Annotated in this window: 14 protein-coding genes; 2 read left to right on the top strand and 12 right to left on the bottom strand. The window is 54.5% G+C overall.

The window, feature by feature from the left end; all coding sequences use genetic code 11:
• Positions 1 to 50 precede the first annotated feature (50 nt).
• The 8 genes from MKX70_RS30245 to MKX70_RS30280 all read right to left on the bottom strand — a co-directional run bounded on the left by MKX70_RS30245 (position 51) and on the right by MKX70_RS30280 (position 10,778).
• Positions 51 to 1,670 (bottom strand): hypothetical protein, encoded by a 1,620-nt coding sequence (locus tag MKX70_RS30245; RefSeq protein WP_340841452.1) that lies wholly within the window; start codon positions 1,668 to 1,670, stop codon positions 51 to 53.
• Positions 1,663 to 2,370 (bottom strand): ABC transporter ATP-binding protein, encoded by a 708-nt coding sequence (locus MKX70_RS30250; RefSeq protein WP_042234087.1) that lies wholly within the window; start codon positions 2,368 to 2,370, stop codon positions 1,663 to 1,665. Before MKX70_RS30250 ends, MKX70_RS30245 begins: the two co-directional genes overlap by 8 nt.
• Positions 2,371 to 2,459: 89 nt before the next feature.
• Positions 2,460 to 4,034, bottom strand: a complete 1,575-nt coding sequence (locus MKX70_RS30255; RefSeq protein WP_042234084.1) for a flotillin family protein — start codon at positions 4,032 to 4,034, stop codon at positions 2,460 to 2,462.
• The gene (locus MKX70_RS30260) at positions 4,034 to 4,570 is read right to left on the bottom strand and encodes a hypothetical protein (RefSeq protein WP_042234082.1); all 537 of its coding nucleotides are present in this window, start codon (positions 4,568 to 4,570) and stop codon (positions 4,034 to 4,036) included. Before MKX70_RS30260 ends, MKX70_RS30255 begins: the two co-directional genes overlap by 1 nt.
• Positions 4,571 to 4,833: 263 nt before the next feature.
• On the bottom strand, positions 4,834 to 5,997 hold the full coding sequence (locus tag MKX70_RS30265; protein WP_340841453.1) for an iron-containing alcohol dehydrogenase: 1,164 nt from the start codon (positions 5,995 to 5,997) through the stop codon (positions 4,834 to 4,836).
• A gap of 698 nt (positions 5,998 to 6,695) precedes the next feature.
• Positions 6,696 to 8,279 (bottom strand): UDP-glucose--hexose-1-phosphate uridylyltransferase, encoded by a 1,584-nt coding sequence (locus MKX70_RS30270; RefSeq protein ID WP_042234077.1) that lies wholly within the window; start codon positions 8,277 to 8,279, stop codon positions 6,696 to 6,698.
• Positions 8,280 to 8,611: 332 nt separating this feature from the next.
• Positions 8,612 to 9,598, bottom strand: a complete 987-nt coding sequence (gene galE, locus MKX70_RS30275; protein ID WP_042234075.1) for a UDP-glucose 4-epimerase GalE — start codon at positions 9,596 to 9,598, stop codon at positions 8,612 to 8,614.
• A gap of 1 nt (position 9,599) precedes the next feature.
• Positions 9,600 to 10,778, bottom strand: a complete 1,179-nt coding sequence (locus MKX70_RS30280) for a galactokinase (protein WP_042234073.1) — start codon at positions 10,776 to 10,778, stop codon at positions 9,600 to 9,602.
• Between the two features lie 195 nt (positions 10,779 to 10,973).
• Here MKX70_RS30280 and MKX70_RS30285 point away from each other — a divergent pair, with 195 nt between their 5' ends.
• On the top strand, positions 10,974 to 11,876 hold the full coding sequence (locus MKX70_RS30285) for an AraC family ligand binding domain-containing protein (RefSeq protein ID WP_042234072.1): 903 nt from the start codon (positions 10,974 to 10,976) through the stop codon (positions 11,874 to 11,876).
• Positions 11,877 to 11,976: 100 nt separating this feature from the next.
• Here MKX70_RS30285 and mgrA read toward each other — a convergent pair whose 3' ends face one another.
• The 4 genes from mgrA to MKX70_RS30305 form a co-directional block, all read right to left on the bottom strand.
• The gene (gene mgrA, locus MKX70_RS30290) at positions 11,977 to 12,981 is read right to left on the bottom strand and encodes an L-glyceraldehyde 3-phosphate reductase (protein ID WP_042234069.1); all 1,005 of its coding nucleotides are present in this window, start codon (positions 12,979 to 12,981) and stop codon (positions 11,977 to 11,979) included.
• A gap of 99 nt (positions 12,982 to 13,080) precedes the next feature.
• Positions 13,081 to 13,821: an NAD-dependent protein deacylase gene (locus MKX70_RS30295; protein WP_042234068.1), complete on the bottom strand. Its 741-nt coding sequence runs from the start codon at positions 13,819 to 13,821 to the stop codon at positions 13,081 to 13,083.
• Between the two features lie 35 nt (positions 13,822 to 13,856).
• Positions 13,857 to 14,627, bottom strand: coding sequence for an HAD family hydrolase (locus MKX70_RS30300; protein WP_042234066.1), 771 nt, complete (start codon positions 14,625 to 14,627; stop codon positions 13,857 to 13,859).
• 49 nt (positions 14,628 to 14,676) lie between these two features.
• Positions 14,677 to 15,426, bottom strand: coding sequence for an alpha/beta hydrolase (locus MKX70_RS30305; RefSeq protein ID WP_042234063.1), 750 nt, complete (start codon positions 15,424 to 15,426; stop codon positions 14,677 to 14,679).
• Positions 15,427 to 15,627: 201 nt separating this feature from the next.
• Here MKX70_RS30305 and MKX70_RS30310 point away from each other — a divergent pair, with 201 nt between their 5' ends.
• Positions 15,628 to 16,668: an acyltransferase family protein gene (locus MKX70_RS30310; RefSeq protein ID WP_340841454.1), complete on the top strand. Its 1,041-nt coding sequence runs from the start codon at positions 15,628 to 15,630 to the stop codon at positions 16,666 to 16,668.
• Positions 16,669 to 16,898: the final 230 nt, after the last annotated feature.

Genomic DNA, 16,898 nt, shown 5'->3' on the forward strand with positions numbered 1-16,898 from the left:
CATAACATCAAGAATCTCAAATTAGAAGTGTGCGGCAAAGAGCCTGGGACTCATTTCACCCGAAACGTCCGGCCTGAGAATTTGTAGACCAATATCAGGGCCGCCAGCATATAGACAGCAGCAGAGAGCACTACAATAAAAGCAAAAATCCCGGGCTCGCTCTTGAACTGCATGGCTATAAAACCGGCTGCCAGCACGATACTGTTCACAATCGTAAAGAACGGATTCTTCACATTCAGCTCGGTACTGTACGGCTGGAAGATGTAATACATGAACAGATGATGCACCGAGAAGAACAGGGACAGGGCCACAATAATCACGCAAAAGATAACCGCATCCGCAGCGCCCCAGCTCTCACCCGACAGCAGGATCAGCAGATTCACCGCCAGGCAGATCGCGGCAGCCGGAATCAGATTAAGCAGGCTGATGCGCAGCAGCCGGATCCGAAAGTTGCTCAGGATCGCCGACTGTTCGCGGTAGAACCCGTAACGCAGCAGACTGAGATCACAGTTGTAGAACATAGCCTTGCAGACACGTTCACCGATGGAGGTGTAATTCATAAGGATCAGAAAGGTCGGCAAAGCGCTGATCAGATAATGGGCCATTCTGTTAAAAGCTGCTTCCGAGAACAGCAGCGTCAGCAATGCAGCCGCGAAGAGTGCGCCAATAATCACCAGGCGCCGCTGCACTGGATGAATGAGTAACCGCCGGTGGCGCGAGAAAAATATCGCATTCAGATAAGCATACCCGCTTTTGCCTGCGAATCGTCCGTGGTTCAGCTGCTCCGCCGTGTACTGTTGCTCCCGGGTTGCGACATCCTTCACCCGTGCCTCCTTCATCATGCGTCCCATATCCAGCAGCGGATCATCAATTTTGGTCACGGCATCCACTGCATTGCGGTAATCCGGATAACGGGCGATGTAGACTGCACAGAGGGCTCCCAGCACGGTCACACCAAGCACCAGAGGCAGACTGAACAACGTAGAACTGTCCACCAACGCAAATCCCGGGAGCAGAGGTACATAAGCCAGCAGGTATCCTGCACCAATGGCGGTCCAGACCCAGCTAGTTTTTTTGACAACCACAATGCCGTATTTATCAAAAAACCACAAATGCAGGGCCTCGCAGGCAATACGCCAGAAGGTCAGCAGCAGAGCAAGAACACCTCCCTGCCACAGCGGAGCCCCCAGAAGATTCCCGAAGACCATCATCGCCGGGATAAACGTAACCGCAAAGCTGATCCCGCGCAGCGCCAGCGTAACACGCATATATCTCTCCGCAGGGAGCCTCATTAGCTTCACGAATATATACTTGTCCCGTTTGGGCTCCAGAATAACCGCGCTGGAAACCGCAGCGACCAGAAAGCTTAAACAGAGCAGGACCTGCAGGTACAGCTGATATTGTGCTGAAAGCGTTAAGGTTAATTCACTGCCTGCAAGCTTTACGGGCAAATAGACCATAAGCCCCAAATAGGCAAACTTGGACAAGAAGGCCCAGATGGCTTTGAGGATATAGACGATTACCGATAAAGTCTGCTTAAGCGCCGTCTCAGAATAGACTGAAGCCGGTACCAGCTTGCCGATAACGGGGATTTTTCTGAAATAGAACATCAGCCGGTTAGCGCCGGACATCCCGCGAATCTCCATGATCGCCCTCAGCGTGCTAATCATGGTCTCCATCCTTCAGCAGCGCGATAATCTGCTCCTCGAACTCCGGACTGCGCAGCGTTTCCGCGGGAATCTCACGGAGCGAGCCATTATTCAGAATTACCAGCTCATCACAGAGATCGGCAGCCAACTGCAGGATATGGGTGGAGAAAATAATAATATGCTTCTGCTTCATCTCACGCAGCAGCTTCTTGATCTCCAGCGCGACCACCACATCAAAGGAGGTCAGCGGCTCATCCAGCAGAATCAGCGGCGGCCGGGAAATGATGAAGCAGAGCATCTGAATTTTGTTCTTCATCCCGTGGGAGTAGCCCTTAATCAGGCGGTGGCGGTCCTCCTCCTCAAAACGGATGATATCAAAATACTCTTCGATACTTCTGCCCGGTTCTATTTTATCCTTATTGATATCCATGTAGAACTTCACAAACTCATAACCCGTTAAGAAATCCGGCAGAATCGGCAGGGAAAAGACGTAGCCGATCTCCTCTTCGCGAAGCGGAAGACTCACTTCCTCCCGCCGCAGAAACGCCCCGCCGCTGTCCATGCGTATCTCACCGCTGAGGCAGTTGAACAGCGAGGTTTTGCCGGCACCGTTGCGTCCCAGGAGCCCGTAAATCTTGCCTTGCTCGAAGGTGAAGTCAATTCCCTTCAGCACTTCCTTACCGTCAAAGCTCTTGCGTATATTATCCAAAATGAGCTCCATGCCTGCACCTCCGTTTCTTAATGCGGTATTTCTATAAAAAAGGTATGACAGGCGGTTAAACCTGCCGGCCATACCTCCGTGATACGCTATTATTCCTCTGGTTGTTCAACCGGGGCGGCCGATGGTAATACGGCCGGTTTCGGTTTACCCGGGAGGGCGGTTACTGGCGCTCCGGTATATTCGGCAGATGCTGCCAGCTCCGGCTTGCCTTTGGTTTGGGTCAACCCTTTGATCAGCGCTTCGACATCAATGCCGGACACGCTTTTCAGCATCTCAGGGGCCGTCGCCATCAGTTGGGTCACATAATTGCTGACCCGGGCCGCGCCTTCCCCGTTGCCGGTATCCACAACCGTCAGCTTATCAATGGAAGCCAGCGGCTCGGCAATCTTCCCGGCCAGCTCCGGCAGCATTTTGACGATAATATCGAGCACCGCCGCTTCGCCGAACTTCTGGAAGGCTTCCGCCAGCTTCTCTTTGGCTTCCGCTTCGGCCAGACCGCGCAGCCGGATAACTTCCGCTTCTGCCTTACCCTTGGCCAGTTCGGCATCCGCGACTGCCTGCCCTTCCAGACGTTTCTGCTCGGAGGTCGCTTTAGCCTGAGTCTCAATACTGTACTGCAGCGCATCCGCTTCACGCATCCGCTTGGCCTTGTCGGCTTCCGCCGCCTGCTCCACCGCATAACGGTCAGCTTCCGCTTTCTTCTTCACTTCCGCATCATACTGCTTCTCGCGAACCTGGATTTCCTTGGTCTGCAAATCAATTTCGCGTTCCTTGCGGACCAGCTCGACCTTCATCTGCTCTTCAACCACCGTCTGCTTGGCCCGCGCCTCCTGAATATGGTACGCCTGGTCCGCTTCCGCTTTGGCGGTATCCTGATCACGTTTGAACGCCGCTACCTTCAGCTGGTTCTCCTTCGAGGCTTCGGCGATATTGGTATCACGCAGCAGTTCTGCCTTCTGCCCCTGCTCTTCGGCATTGGCCTTCTGAATCCGCGCATCCCGCACAGCCTCGGCTTCAGCAATCTCTGCATCCCGCTTCACTGCGGCAATCCGCGGCTTACCCAGCGCTTCCAGATATCCGTGCTTATCACGCACATCCTTAATGGTGAACGAGACGATCTGCAGCCCCATCTTCTTCAAATCACGGGCTGCAACACCTTGAACCTCCTGGGCGAAACGGTCCCGGTTGCGGTAGACCTCTTCAACGGTCATTGAACCGAGTATCGCCCGCAGATGGCCTTCGAGTACTTCCTGGGCTTCGCTCTTCAGCGCCTCAATCGGCTTGCCCATGAACTGCTCGGCTGCCGTAGCTACATCCTCGGTCGAGCTGCCCACCTTAATGATCGCGACCCCATCGGCAATAACCGGAACACCCTGCTCGGTGTAGACCTCCGGGGTCGTCACGTCGAGCTTATGGGAGAGCAGTGACATGAACTCTGCCTTCTGAAAGACCGGCAGAATGAACGCACCGCCGCCGCGGACAATTTTGATTTTGCGGCCGGAGCCGTCATCTGAGATATGATTACTGCCCAGGAAGGAGCCGGTAACGATCATCCCTTCATCAGGTCCTACCGTTTTGTAACGGGCCCAGAACGCAATACCGAGTACAAATAATACAGCCACAACGACTGCAGGAATAAACAAAAAATCAGGAATACCGAACATTAAGAATCCTCTCCTCTTCTCTCTTCGAATTCTGACACAAGGGCTACCCCCTCGCGGACCTCCACAACTACAACCTTGATACCGGCCGGCAGCAGATGCTGTTCAAAGCTGGCCGCCGTATGCAGACTGTTACCAGCGCCGAACTTTACCATAATCTCTCCGTAGCCTGCAGCAGGTACCGGGACGGTAACCTCGCCGATTCTGCCCGGCAGCTCATTCATTGAGAATCCGTTCGACATTTCGCTGTTCCTCATTGGCTTCACGACAACAAGATGCAGCACTACTCCCATAAAAGCCGCAATCAGCAGGGACAAGGCAAGAATTGCGCCATCTTCCAGTCCACTGTAGCGGCTAAGCAGTACCCCCGCTCCGCCGAACACCGTTACTCCGCCCGCCAAGATGGCAGGATTGACGAAATCAAAAGATACGAAGTCAAAAACCCCGTGCAGAGCGCCTCCGATCAGGTCGCCTACAAGTACACTGACTACAGCAAAAATAATGCCCAGCGCCAAACAGCCCAAATACAGCGTTTGCATGTTTGTCTCCTCCCGTCTTTACTTCCGGACTGTCATACTAGTTTAAACGCTGAAACCATGTCCTTGGTTTCACAAAGTTGGGTATTAATCTCAATATTGTATCTCTGAAGAGAGATTATTTAGGGATCTTCATGTTAAAAAACCGCTCCCGGCGAACGGGAACGGCTGAACAATGGTGCAGCATATAGGGTTAACCATTGCCGGTATGTCTATCCAGCTGCCTTACAGGGCCAGCTTACAAGGTCAACTGCCTGTAAATGAATTTACAGAGCCAGCTTGTAAATCTCTACAACATCCTCACGCTGAAGCTTGCGGAAGTTGCCGAATGGGCCAAAACGGACAGCCTTGTCAGCCATATTGCCGATTTCGCTGTCATCGATGTCATAATCACCTAGCGTCTTCGGAGCCCCGATCGAATCCCAGAAGCTGCGAAGCGCCACGATGCCTTCAAGCCCGACCTCTTCATCGCTTCTGCCGGCCGGATCGATGCCGAATACGTTCACTGCCAATTGGCGGAACCGGGCTGGGTTCGTACTGAGGTTATACTTCATCCATTGCGGGAACAGAATGGCCAATCCTCCGCCATGCGGAATATCGTAAACTGCGGATACGGCATGCTCAATATTGTGGGTAGCCCAGTCACCGGCAAAGCCCATGCTGACCATCCCGTTCAGTGCCATGGTGCCGCAGTACATGATGGTCTCACGCAGTTCGTAGTTATTCAGATCTTCGATCAGCTTGGGTGCAGTCTCGATTACAGTACGAAGCAGGGTTTCACAGAAGCCGTCCTGTACCGGTGTGTTGCCGTCTGTGTGGAAATAATGCTCCAGTGTATGGGACATGATGTCCACCATGCCGTAGACCGTCTGATCACGCGGCAGGGAGAAGGTATTCTCAGGATCAAGAATCGAGAATGCCGGATAGGCATGCACGCTGCCCCAGCCCATTTTCTCCTTGGTCACTTCATTCGTAATTACCGAGCCGTTGTTCATTTCCGAACCGGTAGCCGCCATAGTCAGCACAGTCCCCAGCGGAAGAGCTCCCTGAGGCGCCGCTTTGCGCTCCACGAAGTCCCACATATCCCCATCGTATTTCGCACCGACAGCTACAGCCTTGGCACAATCCAGCACACTGCCGCCGCCGACGGCGAGGATCAGTTCGATTCCGTTCTCGCGGCATAAATCCACGCCTTGATGTACGGTAGACAGGCGCGGGTTAGGCTCCACTCCGGCCAATTCCGTCACTACAGCTCCGATGGCATTCAGCTCAGCAATTACTTTGTCGTACAGGCCGCTGCGCTTGATGCTGCCGCCGCCGTACATCAGCAGTACATTCTTGCCGTATTTCGGCACTTCGGTGCGGAGTGCCTGCAATGTCCCTTGTCCAAAAATCAGCTTGGTAGGGTTATAGAACTCAAACTTACGCATATGGGTAAACCTCCAAGAGTATATGAATGTGACGCACTTGTATATTATAGACCTCCGGCTTGCCGCATTCAAATGGCTGCGAAGAAGGGGCAAAAGGTCGGTATCGTGTTTAAAAGACACGGCGTACCCTTAACGCCTGCCTAGCACAAATTCAAAGGGATTTATCCCTTTAATTTCCGCCTGACGCCCGATTTCGGCGGATTTAGGGGGATTTATCCCTTTGATTCCCCCATATCGCCCACGTCCGGCGGGATCAAAGGGATTCTGCCCCTCATTTCCTCCTGTCGCCCACTTTCAGCGAAATCAGGGGCACTTCTGCCCCTCATTTCCTCCCGTCGCCCACTTTCAGCGAAATTAGGGGCACTTCTGCCCCTCATTTCCTCCCATCGCCCGATTTCGGCGGAATCAGGGGCACTTCTGCCCCTCATTTCCTCCCATCGCCCGCTTTCGGCGGAATTAGGGGCACTTCTGCCCCTCATTTCCTCCCATCGCCCGCTTTCGGCGGAATCAGGGGCACTTCTGCCCCTCATTTCCTCCCGTCGCCCGCTTTCAGCGGAATCAGGGGCATTTCTGCCCCTCATTTCCTCCCGCCCCTCACTTCCGGCGGACACATCATTGCATCGCAGTTTCTCGCGCAATATAAAAATGTCCCCGCCGATACTCCGGCAGGGACATCCCATTTACAAGACACAGCAGTCTTAGTTGAACCCGCTGGTGTTCACGAACCGGCGGAATGCCGCCTGGCCTTCCGGTGTGCGTTTGTAGACTCCCGCATGCTCCAGAATATGCGTGAACTTGGTGCCTACCTCGTTCTGCACCGTCTTCACCGCTTCCTCGCGGCTCAGGGAGGTGCCGAAACGGCCGGCCAGCTCCGCGATCCAGGAGGCATGCTGCGCGAGCGGATGATCAGCGCCCTGGCTCTGGACCGCTTCCAGCAGCGCGGTGTCTCCGGCCAGAACGCCAGCGACAGCATCGAGCTCTTCCTTGAGGCGTCCCGGCAGAATCGCCAGGCCCATAACCTCAATTAGCCCGATGTTCTCCTTCTTGATGTGGTGCATTTCCCGGTGCGGGTGGAAAATCCCTTCGGGATATTCTTCGCTGGTCCGGTTGTTGCGCAGCACCAGATCCATCTCATAGCCGCCGTCTTCTGCCCGGCGGACAATAGGTGTAACCGTGTTATGCGGCACGCTCTCCCCGGCTTCTTCACTGAAGGCCAGGACATCAGCTGCCGGATCGCTGTAAGTCTTCCAGGCCTCATAGATACTGTTGCCGGCTTCCAGCAGCACGGCAGGATCTGCCCCCTGCATCCGCAGCACAGACATTGGCCATTTCACAATGCTAAGGCTAACGCCTGGATATGCAGCATGGGTGAAGCTATCCTCTTTGGGCGCCTTCTGGATGGGGAAGGTGTGGCGTCCGCCCTGGAAGTGATCATGGGTCAGAATGGAGCCGCCGACAATCGGCAGATCGGCATTCGAGCCGATGAAATAATGCGGGAAGGTTTCAACAAAGCTAAGCAGACGCTTCAGCGTATCCTTCGTCAGCTTCATCGGCACATGATCATGGTGGAACACGATACAATGCTCGTTATAGTACACATACGGCGAGTACTGGAAGAACCATTTCTCATTGTTCATCGCAAGAGGAATCACTCGCAGATTCTGGCGCGGCGGGTGATTGACCCGTCCGGCATAGCCGACATTCTCGCGGCAGAGCTGGCATTTCGGATAGACCGGCGGCGGGAGCAGCCGGGCCATGGCGATTTCCTTCGGGCTTTTCTCCGGTTTGGAGAGATTGATCGTCATCTCGATATCCCCGTACGGCGAATCCTGGAGCCAATACACATTCTTGGCCACCCGGTCCATACGGATATAGTTGGAATCAATACTCAGCTTATAAAAGCGGTCAGTGGCCGCCTGAATGCCCTGCCCCGCCTGGATCGCGGCGAACTCCGCATTTACCTCAGACGGCCGGGCCATCAGAAGGCCCATGATCTTGGCGTCCAGCAGATCGCGGTAAGTGTCCGTATTCTCCGGAATCAGCCCGGTCTCAAACCCGTAGTCGATCAATTGATCCAGCGGTGCCTGCGGACTCTCAAGCGGACCTTCAGTGAATTCACCGGCATACGGCTCACTGAAGCCGAACTGGTCCAGCAGTTCATTGCGGCTGTAATCAACGTCAGCAGGCTGAATCAGCTCCTTGTGCTGCGCGAACAGGACCAGCTGCTCAATCGCATACAATGCCTTCTCAGAGGCTGCAGCCGTAATATTATCGTTCTGCATTTCAATTCTCCTTATTTGCTGCAACCTGTATAGCTGAACTTAAGATATTAACTTAAGCCATAGACGTCACTACGGTGAATATTTGGACTTCCGGCCGCTGCCCGCCCCCAGATTTCTTGATTGACCCGCTGATTGCGGCTGAAATCCGGTGACTGCTGATGCTTCCGAAGCGAGCTTTCCTGCGGAAAGCTTTCAGGCGGTCGCTAACGCTCCTACAGTTCCAAAATCCCCCTTCGATCCTTCTGGCTTTTTATTTTTCTTTTGTTCATCTTATGATTGCCTATTCTTCAAGCCAGGCTTCCATACTGTTCACAACAAGTACAGTGACAGGCTTAGACGCCATACCCTTCCGGGTTCGCGGAGTGCCAGTTCCAGGCGCTTTGGATGATGCCTTCCAGATCGGCATGCTGCGGGTCCCAGCCCAGGATCGTCCGGGCTTTGGCCGAAGAAGCGACCAGTACTGCCGGATCACCGGCGCGGCGCTCCTGGATTACAACCGGGATGTCCAGGCCGGTTACCTTCTTCGCAGTCTCAATCACCTGCTTCACTGAGAAACCAAGGCCGTTGCCCAGGTTGAAGATATTGCTTGCACTGCCGCTGCGCAGGTAGGTTACCGCACGGACATGCGCATCCGCCAGATCGCTGACATGGATATAGTCTCGTACGCAGGTTCCGTCTTCTGTCGGGTAGTCTTCGCCGAAGACCGCGATGTTCTCCCGCTGCTTGAGTGCAGCCTGGAGCACCAGCGGAATCAGGTGACTCTCCGGACGGTGGTCTTCACCGATTTTGCCGCTGGCATGTGCACCTGCAGCATTGAAGTAGCGCAGCGCTACGTATTTGATGCCGAGCACCTTGTCGAACCAGGCCATCATGCGCTCCATGGTCAGCTTGGTCTCCCCGTACACATTCGCAGGTTCAGTGCGGTCCGTTTCTTCAATCGGCACCTTTTCCGGTTCGCCGTAGGTTGCGGCTGTGGAGGAGAAGACGATTTTATCCACTCCGGCATGCTGCATCGCTTCGAGAAGACACTGTGTACCGTACACGTTGTTGTCGTAATATTTTACCGGATCCTTCATGCTCTCGCCTACCAGAGAACTCGCTGCGAAATGGATTACCGCTTCAATCTTGTTCTCGGAGAAAAGCTTGGCCAGCAGTTCCTTGTCGCGCAGATCTCCCTCATACAGCTTGCCGCCCAGCAGCGCCTCGCGGTGCCCTGTCAGCAGATTGTCGATAACTACGACCTCTTCCCCGCGGTCCAGCAGCTCTGCTACTGTGTGGGAACCGATATATCCTGCTCCGCCCGTTACCAGAATCGCCATCTTATTTCACTCCTTTCAGTTCTTCAACGCCGTTGCCGATCGTGCATACATAGAACTCGCCCGTCAGACCGGATCTATTCTTGTAAGCTTCGCCGACTTCGGTAATGAAACGTTCCACATCATCCTCATGTACCAGAGATACTGTACATCCACCGAATCCGGCACCTGTCATACGCGAGCCGAGTGTTCCCGGAATACGCTGCGCTTCTTCAACCATAATGTCCAGCTCTTCGCAGCTGACTTCATAGAGGTCACGCAGGGAGACATGGGAATCGTTCATATAGAGTCCGAATTGCTTCAGGTCATTGTTCTTCAGGACTTCAACCGAGTCAAGTACACGCTGGTTCTCTTCCACCACATGACGGGCGCGGCGTCTAACGGTTTCGTCGGTGATTTTATGCTGATGAAGCTCGAATTGTTCAGGTTTAAGCTCGGCCAGATAAGACAGGGTTGGTACCTCTTGCTTCAAAATAGCCAGAGCCTCCTCGCATTGGCTGCGGCGTTCATTGTACTTGGAGTCCACAAGACCGCGCTTCTTGTTCGTATTGCCGATAACCAGCTTATATGAGCCAGTCACAAATGGAACCAGGCTGTATTCCAGAGTGTCACACATCAGCAGGATGGCCTGGTCGCGTTTGCCATTGGCGACAGCGAACTGGTCCATGATACCGGAGTTTACGCCGACATACTGGTTCTCCGCACGCTGCGACAGCAGGGCGATCTCTACAGTATCCGTGTCTCCACCAAGCAGTGTCAGGAAGGCATAACCTGTTACTACCTCGATAGAAGCGGAAGAGGATAAGCCCGAGCCGTTCGGAATTTCTCCGTGGAACAAGAGGTCATACCCTCCCGATACCGGAAGGTCCTTCTTGGCCAGCTCGACCATAACACCAACCGGATAGTCAACCCACTCGCCGGTTTTGGCTTTGCCGATTTCGCTGTAGCCGATAGAGGCTTCATAAGGGAAATTCGTCGATGCGAATTGAACCTTGCCGTCTGTACGCGGACGCACGATAAGGGTAGTTCCAAAGTCCAGTGCTGCCGGGAACACATAACCGCCGTTGTAGTCCAGATGCTCTCCGATGAGATTCACACGGCCTGGTGCGTAGAACACCCGCGCCTCTTCGCTGCTCTCTCCGTATTTCTCGATAAATTTACTGTTAAGTTCCTGTACGCTCATTATTGCCACTCCATCCTTTCGCTGCTTGTGCTTGGGCTTTCAACTTGTTTCCAACTTGCTTCCTTCATGCTTACATTATAATAAAATCAGACTTGCCCTGATAATGCAATCATGTGTGCAATACATGGACAAATGTGACTTCCAGCCGCCGGGAGGATATACTGGAGATAAAGATTCATTTCTGCGCTTCCCCTCATGCTTAGCTATGATAGCGTTATATTCAAGAAAGGCGGATGGCCGTTGGAACATACCTATTCCGTAGGATCAAATCCCGTGTATTTCGATCAGCAGCCTCTGCATGTGCTGTTCGCCGGGGAGAGCCAGACGCTTCCGCTGCATCAGGCCGGCCCCAAGATCTACGATTATTATCTGCTTCACTACATTGAGTCCGGCTCCGGTGTATTCCGGACCGAGCAGCGCAAGTATGAACTGGGAACGGGAGACTGCTTCCTGATCCACCCGGCCCAGCTGGTCAGCTACATCTCCGATCAGCAGCAGCCCTGGCGGTACCGCTGGGCCGCCTTCACCGGAGCGGAGGCGGAGCAGCTCGCCTTGCAGGCCGGATTCTCCCCGGAGAAGCCGGTCCTGACCTCGGCTGAGGGCAGTGTGATCCCGGGCGCACTCGCCGGGATGATGTCCGCCTTCTATGGGGGTAAGGAGAGCGCGCATCTGACCTCGCTCGGCTATCTTTACCTGATTGTCGGCGAAGCATCCGGTCTGCTGATCTCCTCGTCACGGTTGCCTGGGGCAGAATCGCAGGTCAAACGCACGGTGAAGCAAATGATCAACTATATGGCTTCCCAATATGCCCATCCGGTCTCCATTGAACAGATGTGCGGCAGCCTGGGCTATAACCGCGCTTATCTGTCACGCATCTTCAAGCAGGAGACCGGCCTCTCGCCGGTGACCTATCTGCTGAAGCTGCGCATCGAGAAGTCCCGCCAGCTGCTGCGTGAACGCCCCGAGCTATCGGTAGAGCAGGTCGCATCCTCCGTCGGCCTGACCGATGCCCTGTACTTCTCCCGGCAGTTCAAACGCTTTTGTGCCCAGTCCCCCAGCACTTACCGGCAGGCGACTGCCAATCCCGGGGAGAAATAGGCTCAGGAGAACATCCGGCGTTCTACCAGAACTCCGCTTAAGCCAACAGCCCGTTTCCTGTTCCGGAAGCGGGCTGTTACTTGTCAATTCTATAGATTACTCAGGCTTCATCCTCTGTTCCAAGGATCGTCTCAATCCGTTCCAGCTCTTCCTGCGAGAAATCACCATGCGCCAGAGCAGCGATATTCTCCTCGATCTGGCTTACACGGCTGGCGCCGATCAGCGCCGAGGTCACCTTGCCGCCGCGCAGCGTCCAGAGGAGCGCGAACTGGGCCAGGCTCTGGCCGCGTGCTACCGCCATCTGGTTGAGCGCGTGGATCTTGCGCAGCACCTCCGGCGTAATCCGGCTCTCATTCAGGAAGGCGGATGGCCCGGCGGCCCGGGAATCGCCGGGAATGCCGTTCAGGTATTTGCTGGTCAGCAGGCCCTGAGCCAGCGGGGTAAAAGCGATACTGCCGATGCCATGCTCCTCCAGCACATCCTGCAGCCCGCCTTCAATCCAGCGGTCGAGCATGGAATACCGCGGCTGATGAATCAGAAGCGGTGTTCCGAGCTCCTTCAGGATGCCAATTGCCTGCTCTGTCTGCTCAGCCGTGTAGTTGGACAAGCCGATGTAGAGCGCTTTACCTGAACGTACAGCATGATCCAGTGCTCCCATCGTTTCTTCCATCGGGGTTTCGGGGTCTGGACGGTGGGAATAAAAAATATCCACATAGTCCAGTCCCAGCCGTTTCAGGCTCTGGTCCAGGCTGGACAGAATATATTTGCGTGAACCCCAGTCGCCGTATGGGCCGGGCCACATATAATATCCCGCCTTGGTGGAGATTACCAGCTCGTCACGGTAGGGAGCGAGATCACGGGCAAGAACTTTGCCGAACAGTTCCTCTGCCGAGCCTGCCGGAGGACCATAGTTGTTAGCCAGATCGAAATGGGTAATTCCGAGATCGAAAGAGCGGGTGATCATCTCGCGGCCATTCTCATAAGTGTCGATGCCGCCGAAATTATGCCACAGGCCCAGTGAAATTGCCGGAAGCTTGAGGCCCGACCTGCCGGTGCGGTTATAACGCATGACTTCATACCGTTCATCGCTAGCCACATATACCATTGCTTATCCCTGCCTCTCGTTTCCTCAGTTATTGCAATACCCTATTTTAAACTCCGTACAGACTTTGTAATCTTCACCCCGGGGAAAAGCTTGAAATCCTCATCCGAGCAGTCCTTGTATTCTGCCCATCACATCGCCAATCCGGTCCGTAATGATCAGATCTGCCTGATGGTCGTACGGGGTCGGATCGCCGTTAAGCAGCACCGTATGCCTTCCCCGGAAGTAGGTGATCAGGCTTGCCGCCGGCTGGACTGTGAGCGAAGTGCCGCCAATCAGCAGCAGGTCTGCTGCCGCAATCGCCGCCACTGCTTCGACCAGCACATCATGATCGAGCGCTTCCTCATAGAGCACCACATCCGGCTTAATGATGCCGCCGCACTCCGGGCACAGCGGCACAGCAGCCGTCTGCTCCAGAATCTGCTCCAGACCGTAATAGGTATTGCAGTCCATGCAGTGATTGCGGTGAATCGAGCCGTGCAGCTCCAGCACCCGGCGGCTTCCCGCCAGCTGGTGCAGACCGTCGATATTCTGTGTAATGATTGCCTTCAGCTTGCCCTTGGCTTCAAGTTCAGCCAGCAGCCGGTGGGCCCCGTTCGGCTTCGCCTCGGGATGAATCATCTTACTGCGGTAGAAATCAAAAAAAATGTCCGGCGAGGACATGAAAAAGCTGCGGCTCAGCATCACTTCAGGCGGATACGGAGAGTTATGCTGAGCCTGATATAGACCGGCCGCCGAACGAAAATCCGGTATGCCGCTCTCCGTTGATGTTCCGGCGCCGCCAAAAAAAACAATATTCCCGCTGTCTTTGATCCAGGAAGCCAGTAGCTGCAATTGATCCATAGAGTCCCACGTTTCCTCTCTGTACAGAAATGAAATCAGAATGTAACCCGGAGCTGGGCATAGCCGGAAACAACAATATCCGCATCCAGCAGGTGGGCTGCGGTCCCATCTGGAGACAGACCCACAGCAAGCCGCAGTCCGGCACCCTTGCCCAGCTGCATATCCGCATTGCTGTCACCGATAATGACCGTCTCGCCGGGCAGCAGGCCCAGCTCCCGGCAGGCCGTCTCGGCCATCTCCGGTGCAGGCTTGCCGTGCTTCACTCTGTCTCTGGTGACGACGGAATGGAAATACCCGGAAATCCCAAGCCACTCCAGATGCTCACGGGTAGTGGCCATATGGTCTGAGGTCACGACACCGAGTTTCAGGGAAGCGGCCGCACACTGCTCCAGAAAAGCATGCAGCCCCGGCATCGCCACCGCCGCCCTCTGCCGGCGCAGCTCGTTCATAGCTTGCTTGGAGATCGCATTCACCTGCGTTACCGCTTCATTCCAGGGAACACCGGCAGCATACAGCTGCCAGGCCAGAATCCCGATCGTTTCTTCAGCGGTCGCCATAGAGAGCGGTCCGGAGGGGTCATACCCGGTCACCTTGCCGGTGGCATCATGAACCGTACCCAGCACAGAAGCAAGCTCCGGCCCGCCTCGCGGCAGGCCGCCGATTATTGCCAGCTGGCTGCCCAGCCCCTTCAGAATCAGGTCCGCCCAGCTTCCCCAGGTGGCAAGCAGATCCAGCAGCGTTCCATCCTTGTCGAACAAGATGCCCCTGCACGGAACGGATATCTCATTAATATGCAATTCAGGCATTCAGACTGACACTCCTCTCCCAGGCGGAGTTACTTCCGTTATTCGGTGCTCACTTGCTCTGACGCAGGTTCCCTATCCAATCCAGCAAGGCCCGCGCAGTGCGGTTCTGCTGCTCTTCCTCTGTGATGGTGGCTATGCCGTCACCCTTCTGAGGGCCGTAGCTACCGAACTGGGCATGATTGCCTCCATTGACCGCCGTGTATACCGTGTTGCCCGGAAGATAGGCGCGGCCTTTATTATAGCTCTCCTGATCAACCACCTTGTCCTCGGTACCCAGCACCGACAATACGGACAGCGTAGTATTCTTTAAACTGCCTTTCTCATCCGGGTAGGAAGCCAGAAAAAAAACGCCTTCCAGCTGGTCGGCATGAGCTGCAGCGAAGCGCGAGGCCATTACCCCGCCAAGCGAGTGCCCGCCAAGCACAAAGGACTGCTTCGGATGCACGCGGATGATCTCTTCGGCAGCATTCCCCTTGATCACTGCCAGGTTAAGCGGCATTCTTGCGATATAGAACGGGTGGCCGGCTGCTGCAATTTTCCTGGCAAGCGGAGCATAAGCTTCCGCCTCGACCAGTGCGCCGGGATAAAAGATCACGGCGGTGCCGAGTGCAACCGACGGCTCGAACGAGATCCAGTTGTCATTCTGCTCTACTGTAATTCCCCCGGCAGAGACAAGTGCAGTCTCAGCTCTTTCAGCAGGCTGATACGGAGTCAGGTACTTCCATATAAACACCCCAGCCACCAGCAGAATCAATACAATTCCTATAAGCACATTGCGTTTGGTACTGCTTTTTCTCAATAGAGTTCACTCCCGGATACTGCATACAGAAAATTATAGTGTAATCAATGAAATCAAACAACCTTCAACACTTCGCCACATCTAGCGACCATGAGAGCGCTTACCATTGTGATATATTTCACTATTTATTTACCGAAAATCATGTATTTTAAAATTAAAGTATTAAGCAATGCGCAAACCGCATTTATTGGAGGTAACGTCATGATCCGGGAAAGCTCGCTCGACACGCGTGGAGAAACGTTTTTTCTTAATTTACGCTTCATGCTTATTGTAACTGTCTTTGTGGCCAATGCGATCGAACCCCTGATTCTTGAAATGAGCGGACTCCACACCCTGTACCAATGGATCTTCAGCTTTCACATGCCGCTGTTTGTGCTCGTGACCGGTTACTTTGCCCGTAAAAGCTTACAGGGCTCAGCCGGCCGTAAGGTGCTGCTGCAGATTGGACTGCAATATATTATTTTTCAGAGCCTCTACTCGGCACTCGACATTTCCTTCTTCCATGTAAATAACATACAGCATTCCTTCTTCGCTCCTTACCTGCTCCTGTGGTTCCTGGCCAGCCACGCCTTCTGGCGTCTGCTCATGCTGGGGATGAGCCGCTGGAGCAAGAGCGCCCAGTTTGCCTTTGCCATAGCCGCAGGTGTGGCTGTAGGTTATCTGCAGCTGGATGGCATCTGGTTCAGCATCAGCCGCACCTTTGTTTACCTGCCCTTTTTCGTCATCGGAACTCATTTCTCCTTCGGAGCTTTCGTTAAGCTGTATCAGCAATATGTCAAAACCGCTGCCGCTGCCGCTTCACTCCTGTTGCTTATCGTGATGGGCTTAGCGGGACGCGGTCTCCCGATGGGCTGGCTGTTGGGCAGTATGACCTATATGCAGCTCGGTGCCCATGAATGGTATGCGGGGGTGTTCCGGCTCGCTGTGTATGCTTTGCAATTTGCCGCTTCCCTGGCGTTCCTGGGCCTGGTCCCTTACGGGTTAAGCCGCATGACAGATTTGGGACGCCGCACCCTCTACGTCTTCCTGCTTCATGGATTTATTGTCCGGGCAGCTGCCGTTTCCGGCCTGTATGCCTATATCGGAAATGCTTCCGGAGCCGCACTGCTGATTGCAGGCGCAGTATCCTGCACGGTGCTGCTGGCCCAGCCCGCTGTCAAACGTATGCTGAACCCGCTGGTTGAGCCGTCTGTAGACTGGATGATCTCGCTCCAGCGCGCCGCCATCAGACGTTCACTTTAGTAATTATTTACTGAAACCTCTTCCCTTCTTGATATGTAGAAGCCTGTCCCGCCGCGGATAGGCTTTTTGTTTATGAATGCCTGTGGAGGACAGTGTAGCCGTTTCCATTCGTGTGCCGGGAGATGACTGCGACAAACTTCACATTGCCCGGTAGAAAAATGAGGTTTTTTGTGATAGACTCTCTATTAACGTTCGTATCCAATCCGCTTATTTTATAGAAACGGCTCCGC

The sequence above is a fragment of the Paenibacillus sp. FSL R7-0312 genome (assembly GCF_038004445.1).
GTDB lineage: Bacteria > Bacillota > Bacilli > Paenibacillales > Paenibacillaceae > Paenibacillus_AQ.